Consider the following 12,963-nt stretch of genomic DNA (forward strand, 5'->3'; position numbering starts at 1 on the left):
TAAACGTGAAAGCACTATACGCCGGGATCGCATTTTTCCTTGCCGGATATTTCGTAACCGTCTCCTGCGCCACGGCGCAGGGGCGGACTACGGACAGCCTGCCGGCAACCAAAACCGATACAGCCCATCCCAAAATCATTGGACTTAAAGCGGTGGAGATAACCGTTGCCAAACCGCCTTTTACACTTCGTAACGATACCCTGGAATTTGATGCTTCGGCCATCAGGCTGGCTGCAAATGCCAGCGTATTGCAGCTGCTGAAAAAGCTGCCCGGTGTGGTGATAGGCAGTGATGGCAGTATTACTGTAAACGGAAAACCCGTGACAAAGATCAAAGTAGATGGCAGGGAATTTTTTGGAGATAATAAAGAGGCCGCTACCAAATACCTGCCTGCAGACATCATTGATAAGATAGAAGTAACCGACACCAAAGACGTTGCCGCCCAACGTTCCCTTGCAGTGAAAGCCCCGGCGGAAGATGTTACCGTTAACCTCGTCCTTAAAAAAGATAAAAATACCGGCATCATGGGAAACATCACTGCCGGTGCGGGTAGCCATCGCCGTTATCTTGCAGATGGAATGATCAGCTCCATGCGCAATCCTACGCGCATCAGTGTGATGGCGGCGGCAAAGAATGTTACAGATGAAACGGGCGGCGCTATAATGATGTCGCCATCCGGTATGGTCGGTGGCGGAGGAGGATTACCGGAATACAACAACGGCAGTATCAACATCAACACAAAACCAGGTAAAAAGCTCACACTGGATGTGAACTATAATTATAACAATACCAAAAATAACCAGACCACCATCACCGACCGGCTCAATTTATTACCGGATAACAGCTTCCATAATCAAACCAATAGTGATGCTGTAGCCGGGAACAGTCAGCATCAGCTGTATACGAATCTTGTTTATGAAAAAGATTCACTCACCACCTGGACCTTCAGGAGTAACGCGGGTATAGGGAAAAGCAGCAATAATTTACAAATGTATTCCCTGTCGGAAACCTCCGGCGGAACTTTACTGAACACACTCTCTTCCCGGAGTAACGGGGAAGCACATACGGGTAATGGCGGCAGCGAAATCAATTTCAATAAAACCAGCCGAAACCGCAGGCTCAACCTTAATACCACCTGGAAGTTTGACGCCGGCAGTAAAAAGGAAAACGAATACAATAATTCAGTTAATAACTTTTATACAGATAATAGTGTTAGTCACCGTGATTCTGTAAATCAGTATATCAGCTCTGCTGAAACCAGTTTTAATAATAATTTTACATTTAATTTATCGGCGTCCTTAGGACATGGTTTTGTGGCGGCGTTGGACTATACGCTGGGTACCATGTACAACAGGCAGCTCCGGGAAGTATTTAAAGAAGATCCCGTGTCCGGCAAATACGGCATGCGGGACAGCGCTTTGTCCGGCAGTAGTAGAAATACCAGTTTTACCCATACACCATCTGTGCAGCTGGCCTGGAAAAATGATCGCCTGAGCATAGCGCTGAACACCGGTATGCGGATCCTGCAACAGGAAAACCGCCTGTTGTGGCTGGATTCCGTGATTAAGATCCATCAGCAGCAATTTGCGCCTAACCTGCAACTGAATTATTCCCTCAGCAAATACGGGCGATTGTTCACCAACTATTCCATTTCTTCTTCCGCTCCTTCGGCAGAGCAGTTGTCGCCCGTAGTAGATAACACCAACCCGTTGTTCATGAAGGTCGGCAACCCTTTGCTGAAAGGCGTCTTTACCCAAAACGTTGCGCTGATGTTTTACATTTATCAGCCGGTGAAAGGGTTTAGTTTCAATCTCGGCGCCAACGGGACAGTGGTCCGTAATGAAATTGTGGCGGATCAGCGGTATGATTCCCTGGGCCGACAAATCAGTACCTTTCAGAACGTGAATGGTACGTGGAGAATGATGGTACATGGAAATATCAATCTTCAGAAAAAAAAGAACAGCTGGACATTTAACAATGGCCTTAACGTGAGTATGAACCGGAACAGGAGTATTGGCCTGGTGGCGGGTGAGGAAAATATCTCCAACGGGTGGACCGCCGGCGCCGGTGTTTATTTTTCCGTTATTTACAAAGAGTGGCTGACAATATCGCCCGCTGTAAACGTAGATGTGAATAATACCGTTTATTCGCTGCCTGGTATTGACAATGTTAACTATACCACACAACGTTTTAACCTGCAATGGCAGCTGATTCCTGTTAAGCGCCTGGAGTTGTCGGGCGATATGGCGTACAATTATAATTCGCAGGTAACGGCGCCGGATCAACGCCGTTATTTTATTTGTAACAGTGCCGTAGCTTACAGTTTTGGAAAGAAGGAGCAGCTGAAACTAAAATGCAGGATAAATGATCTTTTTAATAACAACACCAATATTTCTAACATAACAACAGCTACCTATACCGAAACAAAGCAGGTAAATGCTTTACAACGTTATGTCATGATCACTTTCCAGTATTTTTTTGGCAAGATGGGGCCGCAGTAAGAATATTCTTTGAAGGGTTCCTGCACAGGGCTATCTTTGAAAAATAACTATTATTTTCAGGAGCATGAAATTGCTGACAGATAGTATCCTTCAACATGTACCGCTGCGCGATGCCGATATTAAACGTATTCCCGGCTATTTTGAACCGGTGCGAACCCGCCGCCGGCAGTTCCTGTTGCGGGAAGGCGACGTTTGCCGCTACGAATTTTTTGTGCTGAAAGGTTGTTGCCGCCAGTATGAAAAAGATGCCACCGGCAAAGAAAATGTGTTGCAGTTCAGCGTGGAAGGCTGGTGGATCACGGACCTCGACAGCATGCTATCCGGTCAGCCATCCCGGTTTAACATTGATGTGCTGGAAGGAGGCGAGGTGCTGCGCATCACCCGGCAGCAACTGGAACAACTATTTAACGATATCCCGGCAGTGGAGCGGTATTACCGCATTATTTCCCAGCGAGGCTACATCGCGTTGCAACGTCGTATCTTGTCGCTGCAGAAGCCTGCCATAGAGCGGTACCGTGGGTTTGTAAGCTGCTACCCTTTCCTCGAAACACGGCTGCCCCAGCACCAGGTAGCGGCTTACCTGGGCATTACGCCCGAATCGTTGAGCCGTTTACGTCGAAAAATAGCAAAGGAGCCGTTTTAAATTTCTTATCATTTGTCATTGTTTTGGCGCAGCGAAGTGTACAACTTTGTGCTAAAGTTTTATATATGACCACACACCCGGTATTGGCGCCTGTTACACTGGCGCAGCAATTTGTTAAGAACAGGGTGGTGCTGGCGCCTATGAGTCGCGCCAGCGCTACATTGCAGGGCATTCCCACAGCAGCCATGCACGCTTACTACGAACGTTTTGCCCTCGGCGGTTTTGGGATCATTATCACCGAGGGATTATATACCGATGCAGTAGCCAGCCAGGCATATCCGCATCAGCCAGGACTGGTCACATCACAGCAGGTGGCCGGTTGGCAGGAGCTGGCGGTCAAAGTAAAAACACCTGGCAGCTTATTTATTGCACAGCTGATGCATGCCGGCGCTTTATCGCAGCATTTGCCGAACACGCTGGCGCCTTCCGTGGTAACGCCGCTGGGCCGCAAGCTGCGCTCCTATGGTGGCGGCGACGGTCCCTTCCCGGTTCCGGCTGCCATGACGCGCAATGATATTGCCATCGCAGTGGCAGGATATGCCGCCGCGGCGGTTAATGCCGTAGCCGCCGGTTTCGATGGAATAGAAGTGCATGCCGCCAATGGTTACCTGCCGGATCAGTTTTTAACGGAGTATACCAATCTGCGGAATGATGAGTATGGCGGGTCTGTTGAGAACCGCTTCCGTATTATCGCGGAAATCATTACCGCTATCAGGCAGGCAGTGCCCCCGCATTTTATTATCGGGTTGCGCCTGTCGGAAGGAAAAGTGAACAACTTCACCTATCGCTGGCCCGATGGCGCTATTACAGCAGCAGCACTACTTGAAGAAGTAAGAAAGGTATCTCCGGATTATATCCATATTTCAGGGGAAGGCAGCACCTGGGAAAAACTGGGCGCTTATGAACATGGGGAAACGCTCACGGGTATGGCTAAACGCATTGTGCAGCGGCCGGTAATTGCCAACGGCGGTATGGAAGAACTGGCCGTGGCTGGAAGGGCCTTAACGGAAGGACATGCGGATCTTATTTCGCTGGGAAAGGCGGCACTCGCCAATCCAAACTGGCCGGCACGTGTGGCCGCAGGAGAGCCGTTCACTCCTTTTGAGCGGGGAATGGCGGAGCCTTTTCCGCCGGTACAGTAAAATCCGGGAGCAGCGGGTTATTCACCTCTCCATAAAAATTTATTTAGGAAGCGGCCCGTTATTCGCCATTATTCAGCATCTCCATTTCGAGGAGCTTACTGCCGCCTGCAAAATCTGCAGCAGCATCCGGGCATAATACCATTCCCAGGGAGTTCATCATCCTTTGGGCAACCAGGTCGATATCTTCGGTAGTGGTGGCGAGAAACGGCGCCTGGCTTTTCAGCCGCTGGATTAACGCATTTTTCTGGGTAACAGAAATGTCTACCAGCTTGTTAATTCTTTCTACAGCCGCTTTATATAGTTCGTCGTAATAAAAAAGCATGTTCATGTCAACAGGTTATTTTGTATGGCTCAAATGTAGCCCATCGCCTATAATCCTGGCTATATGAAAATATTATGACCTATAATTAATAATTATAAATGGATCTGGCCATTTTGATGAAACGTTTGTTGAGGTCGCTGGTTTCGCCTTTACGTTGAATGAAGTAAAAACTGCGTTCTATCCGCAGGCCTTCAAAGGAAAGGATCGTTAATTCGCCGTGTTGCAGCTCTTTAGCAATGGAGCGGGTAGAGAGGAATCCTACGCAACCGGATTCCAGGAGGAAATTCTTCAGCGCCTCGGTGCCTCCCAGCCTGACCTTTATTTTCAGGTCGTTGAGCCGGATCCTGCTTTTCTGTAGCCCCTTCTTGAGCGCTTCCAGGGTGCCGCTGCCACGTTCGCGGATAGCTACAGGCATCTGCAGGATATCTTTCAGCGCGTAGTTCTTTTTACGGGCAAGAGGATTGTCGCGGCTGCATACCGCTACGATCTGGTCTTTCAGAAATGACTGGTAGGTAATATTGCTGAGTTGTCCTTTTTCTTCGGTAACGCCTATATTAATTTCTTTGTCGAGCAGTGCCTGCAATACAATTTCACTGTTCCGGTTGAGCAGGGAAATATCCACCAGGGGGTATTCGCGGTGAAAGGCCGACATTACTTTGGGTAGTATATACAGCGCAGCAGTGGTACTGGCGCCCAGGTTAAGCATGCCGGTGGCCTGCTGCTGGTCGTGGATCACGGAAATGTCGAACTCAGTTTCCTGTTGTATATGACGTACGGTAAGCAGGCGGTTGTACAGCAGCTGACCAGCTTCTGTCAACTCTATCTGCAAACCTTTTCTTTCAAATAATTTGGTTTTATACTGTTCTTCCAACCCTTTGATATGTGTGCTTACTGCCGGCTGGGAAATAAACAATGCCTGGCTGGCCTTTGAAAAGCTTTTCTGATGGGCCACTTCCATAAAGATCTGGTGTCGGTTAGATAGCATGTGCGCAAATTTATGGAGCGTATAAAATTTCTCTCCGGCGGATAAAACGGACCTTGTCTTTATAATCCGTTATCCTGTTATTCATGATTTCCACTTTTTCTATCCAGTTATGATGAAGGTCGTAGGTAAATTCATACCGGTACACGGTTCTTTCCACAGCATCGGTGGTGGTAACCCTGTCGGATATTTTCGCGGTAAGATGTCCCTGCTCATTATACTGGCAAATAATGGTTTCCACTGCCTGGTTGCTGTCAAAACCATCAGCGTCCTCGAATTTGTATTCTTCCAGTAGCTGCTGCCGGCTGTTGTACTTACTTTTGGTGATTTCCTGCAAGGCACCAAAAGAGTAGTAGCGGGTAATTTCTATCCGGCAGCCGTCGTCATCAGTGCTGGTGTTGGTTTCCCATTGCTCGTTGTACGGATCTTCTTCTACAGGCAGTGGGTCGTTGTTTTCCAGTTGTTCAAGCACGTTGCCTGCTTCATCGTACCGGGTGTAAAAGGTATCTTCCCCATAGTATTCGGTACATTCTTTCAGCGCCCCGTTTTCAAAGTAGCGGTTTTTGTAGATGGGCCCCTTTGCTGCGGAGGTCAGCGCTTTTTCCAGCAGGTTCCCCTGTTCATCGAAAGTATAGGTAAGGGTTTTATCCAGTTGGTGGGTGGAGGTATAATCCTCCCATCTGAGCAATAATCCTTTTTCATCGAAAAAAGAGAGTTCATACCCGTAATATTTGCCATCGGGGTCTGTGGTAGCATATTTCATTTGCTGTACCGGCCCGGTCAGCTCAGTATCTGCCAATGTTTGTTTCATGGTACCTAAAGTTATTGGAAACAAAATAAACTTCCACTATTTAAGTACTTATTTCTGCATGATATTTTTTGGAGTGGTGTTTTCCAGGTATTTTTTTCCGGGAGAGATGGAAGTGCGGTAATCCCCGTAAAGCCAGGCAGCCCTCACGGGAGCTGCCTGGCGGAAGGAGGGGTTATTTGTCGAACGTCATGTTTTCAAACTTATCCAGTTTTGCCATGATTCCCCATCCATAAAAGTCGTTGGCCAGGGCGATCAGTATTTCATTGTCGCCAGCTACCAGCGGAAGGGAGAAAGACGCATTATCCACGGTGCAGCGGCCATCCGGTTGTTTCATCAGCGGGTAGGAGTAGAGGTTTTTGTCTACGTACACAAATTTATCGTTCACAAATACCCATACTTCGTCGCTGAAGCCGAGGTGCAGTTGTCGTGTTTGCGCTACAGCAGAACGGATATTTGTTTTCAGCCACACGATGCGCCGGGCGCGGTTTTCAGCGCCGCCAAATTTGCGGGTTACGTTGATCAGTCCCCGCCTTTCGGCGCGGATGGTTTCCCATGGTGTTTCTTTTCCGGGTATCCATGCTTTGCTGAAATCAATTTGATCAGGGGTAGCCATTGGCTGGGTGATTTGCCAGGTGCGGAGGTAGGCGGCGTCATTGTTGGTAATGTCGATGCCTTCACCGGGAGGCAGTCCTTCCGTTTGATCCGGTTTCACCACCAGGTTGGCAATGACCGCCTGCCCGTCGAATGCAAGGCCGCCATGCCAGGTATTGCTTTCCAGTCGCGGCACTTCCAGCACCGGCCGGGAGGTATCGTTCACGTACACCCGCATTTGCCTGCCGGAAATAACCAGCTTCACATGGTTCCAGTCGTCTTTGGAAATCCAGGCGGCAGCCTGGTACTGGTCCAGCATATCCCAGAGGTTAACGCCATCGATATGCGGTGCATACTGCACCGCATCGCCTTTACCGGAAGAAGGCGTACGGAAATAAAAGCATTCGTTCTCTTTCCGGCTGGCGCGCCTGAAATAAAACGATGTGAAAGTAGAAACAGGTTGCACGTCGTATTCGATGGTGCCGTTTGTAAAGTCAAGGTTTTTCAGCACTACGGTGTCGTTCCGGTTCAACAGCTTCATCGCCGGTACCGATTTATACGTGATAAACTCTACCGTGCCGGGTTGAAACGACCAGTGTCCGGCTTCCAGGGGGACCTTGATAATATCCTGACTGCCGGGGTGGCCGGTTTTCTTTTTTTGTGCTGCTGCGCATAATGGAAGCAATAGGAATAAGCACGCGGTGCGGATTTTTGTCATGACCAGTGTTTTAAATTTAAATGCTGCAGCAAATCTGAATAATAACTAATTTCAGGGCGAATCATTGGCGCATCAAGTGTGTGCAAATCCGTGCAAGCTTGTAATAGACTACCAGGAAATGAATAATAGTTTTGAGATTAATTACATACGAAAGTGCCTTGAGCTGGCAGAAGCCCGGTTGAACCGTGGTGACGCCAGCGAGTGGACAAGCTATGATTTTGAAAAACTAAGTGCCGCCATAGAAGAAGCTACGGGGGTGATATTGAGCGTTACTACCCTGAAACGGCTGTGGGGAAAACTGAAGTACACCAATATGCCCGCCACCACTACGCTGAATACCCTGGCACAATTTGCCGGGTATGCCGACTGGCGGGAGTTTAAACGTCTTGCCACCTTGCTGCCTGGGGATATTACGACTGCGGCAACCAGCCCTGAAGCGATGGTTGAGTCGTTGCCAGTTGATGATGCCACATCTTTAAATATGGCCACGGGGGAAACTCCTGTCAGTCAGACAGTATCCGGTTATACAACAGGCCATGGCATGACCACTGCCAGCACTCATTCACCCGCAGCAACGCCACCAAAACGCAGTAAATGGACTTACTGGCTGCTCGCCCTGGTACCAATAGGAATTCTCGTATATGCCTTACTGTTATCCAATACCAAACCAGGCAAACTAATTGATACAACTGCATTTTCGTTCAGCTCCAATAAAGTAGTTATGGATGGAGTGCCTAATTCTGTTATTTTCAGCTATAATGCTGCCGCAGCAGGGAAGGATTCTGTGTTCATTGCGCAAACCTGGGATATCAGGCGGAAAATGCCGGTATCTGCCAAAGAAAAAACATACACTGCTATTTATTATGAGCCGGGTTATTTCAAGGCGAAACTGATGGTGGGTAAACAGATCGTAAAAGAACACGAACTGATGATCAGCTCCGGTGGCTGGCTGGCTATGGTAGAACAAGAGCCCGGCACACCACTGTATTTCCGGAAGAATGAAGTCATAAAAGGAAACGGCCTGGAAGTGAATGAAGCATTGTTGTCGGCATATCACGTTCCGCTGCAACCTGTTCCTCCCGCCATACGCTTTTATAATGTACAGCCCCTTGGCGACCTGCAAACGGATCACTTTACTTTTGAAACCACGCTGAAGAGCGGTTTTCAACTGGGCACCGCTGCCTGTCAGCGGGTGGAGGTGTTGCTCCTGTGTAAAAATGATTTGATCTCCATCCCGTTGTGCGCGCCAGGATGCGTGGGAGACCTGTCGCTGTTTGCCGCCGGCGTTGCCCTCAACAGCCGGAACACCGACCTCTCGAAATTTGGCGCCGACCTGGCAAAATGGGTAAAACTCCGTGTAGTGGCGAAAGACCAGCACCTGCAGTTTTTTGTGAACGACAGCGCTGCTGCGGAGCTCACGTTTTCCAATCCGCCTTCCGGCATCGTCGGTGTGCAATACCGGTTCAATGGCACTGGCGCAGTAAAGGATACCCGCTTTACGAAAGATAGCACCGTGATTGAATTACAATAATAGCTGCTGCCTATCCATCTCTCTGAAAACAATTACTGCTGCTTTATTCCTAAAAAGCTTTATTTTTCTCTGGAACATATTCCCGTTATGAAAAGTAAGTTATGGTTTCTCAGCAGCCTCCTTTACTGTTTATGCACCAAGGCGCAGTTGCCGGAGCGTTTACAGGTTACCCCGGATGGTCATTATCTTCAATATGCCAACGGGCAACCCTTTTTCTGGTTGGGCGATACCGGCTGGGAATTGTTTCACCGGCTGGATACCGCGGAAATTAAATACTACCTCGATAACCGTGCCCGCAAAGGCTTTACCGTAATCCAGGCAGTAGTGCTGGCGGAATTTGATGGTCTTCGCAAACCCAACCGCTATGGACAACTGCCGTTGCTGAATGAAAACCCTGCCACTCCCAACAACGCTTATTTCACGTTAATAGACAGCACCATCAGCTGGGCAATGCAGCGAGGAATGTACATAGGGCTGCTGCCTGCCTGGGGCGATAAGGTGACAAAGTTATGGGGCGAAGGCCCTGTGGTGTTTGATACCACTAACGCTTACGTATATGGGAAATGGATAGGCAACAGGTATCGTAATCATAAAAACATCATCTGGATACTTGGTGGTGATCGCCCGGCGGTTAACGACAGCGGCGACTGGCGACCCATCTGGCGGGCAATGGCAAGAGGTATAAAGGAAGGCACTGCCGGGCAATGCATCATTGCTTATCATCCTTCCGGAGGAGCTAACTCCACGTCGCAATGGCTGCAGCAGGAAAACTGGCTGGATATCAACATGTTCCAGAGCGGTCATGGCAGCGGCCATGATGTAGCATGCTGGGAGCTGGTACAGAGGGACCGGCAATCTTTACCGGCCAAACCTACCCTTGACGCCGAACCTAATTATGAAGACCATCCCGTGAATCCCTGGCCTAAATGGAATCCCGACAATGGTTATTTCAGGGACTACGATGTGCGTAAGCAATTGTACCGTTCTGTATTTGCCGGCGCATGCGGCGTCACCTACGGTCATCATGCGGTGTGGCAATTTATGAGTGCGCGGGAGGAAGCCGTTAACTATCCTGATCGGGGCTGGATGAATGCACTGGACCGGCCCGGTGCTTTCCAGGCGGGTTATCTTCGCAGGCTCATAGCCATACATGGCGCACTAAACCGCGTACCGGACCGCTTCCTGATCTTGTCGGGTCAGGGGGAAGGAGGAGGTCATATGGAAGCTTTCCGGGATGCGGCGGGTACTTACCTGATGGTATATCTGCCCATAGGAAAATCGCTGCAGGTGAACACTGCTGTGATAAAATCCGCGCGGTTAAATTGTTGGTGGTTTAATCCGCGGAATGCGGAAAGAACAAGCATCGGAGTTGTGAAACAAAGCTCCGCTGTTACATTTGTGCCCCCGGCTACCGGCGTGGGCGATGATTGGGTGTTGGTGGTAGAGGCGCACCCGTAACAAAAAGCCGGTTGGCAAAAGCATGCTCCAACCGGTGGTGTTATTACTTTTCATTGGCTTTCAGCACTTCCACATAATGAGGATTGTACATAATGCCCAGTACGTTGCCGAAAGGATCAATTACGGAGGCGGTAACAAATCCATTTCCCCGTTCTGTAACGGGTTCTAAAACAGTAGCCCCCAGTTGCAGCAATTTTTCCAACCCCGCCTGTATATCGTCTACATGCCAGTAAATAATAGCACCGCCGGGTCCGCTGCCCAGCGATTTTGGCGCATACTTACTGTCGATAATACCCAGTTCATGCTGGTAGTCGCCCAGGCGGAACTCTGCATAGCCGGGCCTTTCAAAGTAAGGAGGAATACCGGTTAACTCCGTATACCATTTTTTTGCCGCCTCGTGATCTGCTGCATAAAAGCTCAGCGTGGCAAATCCTCTTAAAATGTTTGTGTTGCTCATTTGGTTTGTTTTAGGATGAAATTTTTATTGTCTGATGTAAAAGTAGCAGGCGGGTATGACAACCCTATGTCAACAGCAAAAAAGAAAGGCAGAATATTTCTGAATATAGTTATAAATTTTAAATATCTATTTTTATGTCCTAATCTGTATATTATGAAAAAGGTGGCCTATGACCCTAATGGTGGAAAACTGTGGATAAGGATAGATATGACCGGCATTTACTTTATTACTTACATCTACCAGATGTGGGCGGCTACCGCCGATGAACATCCTATACTAACAAAGCCCCTCCGGCAAAACAGCAATGAGCTGCCCCAACCGGATTACTATCTTATTCAAAACGATTATAAACCCGGTGAACCATTAATCAATTTCGACAAAAGAGTACTGGATATTTCTTTCAGGGTAAGAAAGTACGAGGACGACAATGGTTATAAATTAAGGGTAAGCGTATTGCAGGGCGATGATTTTAATACAGCCAAAGTAATAGGCAGCAGCCAGATTGGCTATGGCACTACTGCTACTTTAGGTACCGATGTTACCGGCAAACAGGAAGATATTTTACTGCAGTTGATCGTAAAACAGGATTGATTACCCCTATTTAAAATACATGTATGTCAGCACGGAAAATAATTTTCATTCTGTTATCTCTTATTTCTTTCCGGACATCTGCGCAGTTTAAAACAGACAGTACCGAGCATTACCTGTTAAACTTTTCTGTGCCGGATATGCCGGCGTTTAAAGCGCTGGGAGCAGATCCTTCCAACCTGCTGCGTCCTTCGGATATTCAAAAGTTTGCGCTCAGCTTATCGCCATTTTATTCAAACGGCCAGGGCGTTATCCCGCGTAATTTCGCCGTGGAATTTTCCCCGGGGAAACTGGCCAGCAAAAACTGGACGCTGGAAGATTATGGCAAAAGGAAGTTCTGGTATAACTCCTCCTTCAGCATCGGGGCAATCGTTGATTCAGGAAATGTATCCTCCAAACTGGCTGTAGGCTACCGGTTTTCTATTGTGAGAAAGAAAGATGACCTGTTACTGAATGCCGCAAAAAGAAGGGCGGTTTTTCTGGCACAACAGCAGGCGCAGCTGGCGCTCCGGGAATTTAAAAATAACTGGATCATTATTGTGCATAAAGAAGTGCCACCTGCAGAGCGCGCGCAATATGGAGCCGAGCATGACAAAGAATTCTGGGATTTCGCGGAAAACAAAGCAGAAGAATATCTCAGGGAAAACCCAGATACAACCTTGCAGGCCAGCTACGACGCCTTTAAAAAAGGATACGACACCGATAAAAAGAAATATTATGCGGCAGTAGATGACCTGATAGAGCAATTTAAAAGCGAAAATTGGAACGCTACCCGCCTGGATGGCGCCATTGCGTGGGTAGGGCAATCCCGCGATTCATTGATTAAAAACGCCGGCTTCACCTCCTTCAATACCTGGGTCACCTGGGCACTGGGCATCGGGAAAAGCAGCCAGCTGCTGCTGGGTGGTAGTTTCAGCTTACCCCGCTCTGAATTTAAAGACAGTACATTCGTCAACGCAACAGTGAATGTCCGCTATTACCTGGGGACCTCCGGTTTCAGGGGATTTGCGGAAACACAGTTTAAATATCAGAACTATGATAACCTGGACAAATCCCTGCTGTTCAATTTTGGAACTGAATTCAGGGTTGCTAAAAGTATATGGATTGTGGCCGAAGCAGGCATTGATAACTACCTGAAAGAGAAAGACCCTTTCAGTGCTTTTATAGCGAGCATTAATTTGCGGTATGGATTTAACCAGGTGATGAAGTAGGAGGGGAA

12 protein-coding genes are annotated in these 12,963 nt (G+C 48.4%); 7 read left to right on the top strand and 5 right to left on the bottom strand.

Annotated elements, in window-relative coordinates; all coding sequences use genetic code 11:
• The first annotated feature begins 5 nt into the window (after positions 1-5).
• The 3 genes from ACLHR0_RS25975 (at position 6) to ACLHR0_RS25985 (ending at position 4,286) form a co-directional block, all read left to right on the top strand.
• Positions 6-2,501, top strand: coding sequence for an outer membrane beta-barrel protein (locus ACLHR0_RS25975; RefSeq protein ID WP_436490596.1), 2,496 nt, complete (start codon positions 6-8; stop codon positions 2,499-2,501).
• A 64-nt stretch (positions 2,502-2,565) separates the two neighbouring features.
• A complete protein-coding gene (locus ACLHR0_RS25980) occupies positions 2,566-3,144 on the top strand; it encodes a Crp/Fnr family transcriptional regulator (RefSeq protein WP_436490598.1) in 579 nt (192 codons plus the stop codon).
• A 65-nt stretch (positions 3,145-3,209) separates the two neighbouring features.
• A complete protein-coding gene (locus ACLHR0_RS25985; protein WP_436490600.1) occupies positions 3,210-4,286 on the top strand; it encodes an NADH:flavin oxidoreductase in 1,077 nt (358 codons plus the stop codon).
• Between the two features lie 58 nt (positions 4,287-4,344).
• Here the strand turns inward: ACLHR0_RS25985 and ACLHR0_RS25990 are convergent, their stop codons facing one another.
• From ACLHR0_RS25990 to ACLHR0_RS26005, 4 genes are all read right to left on the bottom strand, one after another.
• The gene (locus tag ACLHR0_RS25990; RefSeq protein ID WP_079470098.1) at positions 4,345-4,614 is read right to left on the bottom strand and encodes a hypothetical protein; all 270 of its coding nucleotides are present in this window, start codon (positions 4,612-4,614) and stop codon (positions 4,345-4,347) included.
• Between the two features lie 79 nt (positions 4,615-4,693).
• Positions 4,694-5,593: a LysR substrate-binding domain-containing protein gene (locus ACLHR0_RS25995; RefSeq protein ID WP_370908057.1), complete on the bottom strand. Its 900-nt coding sequence runs from the start codon at positions 5,591-5,593 to the stop codon at positions 4,694-4,696.
• A gap of 10 nt (positions 5,594-5,603) precedes the next feature.
• On the bottom strand, positions 5,604-6,401 hold the full coding sequence (locus ACLHR0_RS26000; protein ID WP_436490601.1) for a hypothetical protein: 798 nt from the start codon (positions 6,399-6,401) through the stop codon (positions 5,604-5,606).
• A 172-nt stretch (positions 6,402-6,573) separates the two neighbouring features.
• The gene (locus ACLHR0_RS26005; RefSeq protein WP_436490602.1) at positions 6,574-7,710 is read right to left on the bottom strand and encodes a hypothetical protein; all 1,137 of its coding nucleotides are present in this window, start codon (positions 7,708-7,710) and stop codon (positions 6,574-6,576) included.
• 118 nt (positions 7,711-7,828) lie between these two features.
• Between ACLHR0_RS26005 and ACLHR0_RS26010 the strand changes: the two genes are divergently transcribed.
• Together ACLHR0_RS26010 and ACLHR0_RS26015 are read left to right on the top strand one after the other, a co-directional pair.
• Complete coding sequence (locus tag ACLHR0_RS26010) at positions 7,829-9,241, top strand: hypothetical protein (protein WP_436490604.1); 1,413 nt, start codon at positions 7,829-7,831, stop codon at positions 9,239-9,241.
• Positions 9,242-9,328: 87 nt separating this feature from the next.
• Entirely contained in the window at positions 9,329-10,699 is a 1,371-nt protein-coding gene (locus ACLHR0_RS26015; RefSeq protein WP_436490606.1) for a glycoside hydrolase family 140 protein, read from the top strand.
• A 43-nt stretch (positions 10,700-10,742) separates the two neighbouring features.
• Here ACLHR0_RS26015 and ACLHR0_RS26020 read toward each other — a convergent pair whose 3' ends face one another.
• Positions 10,743-11,156 (bottom strand): VOC family protein, encoded by a 414-nt coding sequence (locus tag ACLHR0_RS26020; protein ID WP_436490607.1) that lies wholly within the window; start codon positions 11,154-11,156, stop codon positions 10,743-10,745.
• Positions 11,157-11,309: 153 nt separating this feature from the next.
• Here ACLHR0_RS26020 and ACLHR0_RS26025 point away from each other — a divergent pair, with 153 nt between their 5' ends.
• A complete protein-coding gene (locus tag ACLHR0_RS26025; protein WP_429050489.1) occupies positions 11,310-11,747 on the top strand; it encodes a hypothetical protein in 438 nt (145 codons plus the stop codon).
• 23 nt (positions 11,748-11,770) lie between these two features.
• Complete coding sequence (locus ACLHR0_RS26030) at positions 11,771-12,955, top strand: hypothetical protein (RefSeq protein WP_436490609.1); 1,185 nt, start codon at positions 11,771-11,773, stop codon at positions 12,953-12,955.
• The last annotated feature ends 8 nt before the right edge of the window (positions 12,956-12,963 follow it).

The sequence above is a fragment of the Chitinophaga sp. ARDCPP14 genome (assembly GCF_051362515.1).
Taxonomy (GTDB): domain Bacteria; phylum Bacteroidota; class Bacteroidia; order Chitinophagales; family Chitinophagaceae; genus Chitinophaga.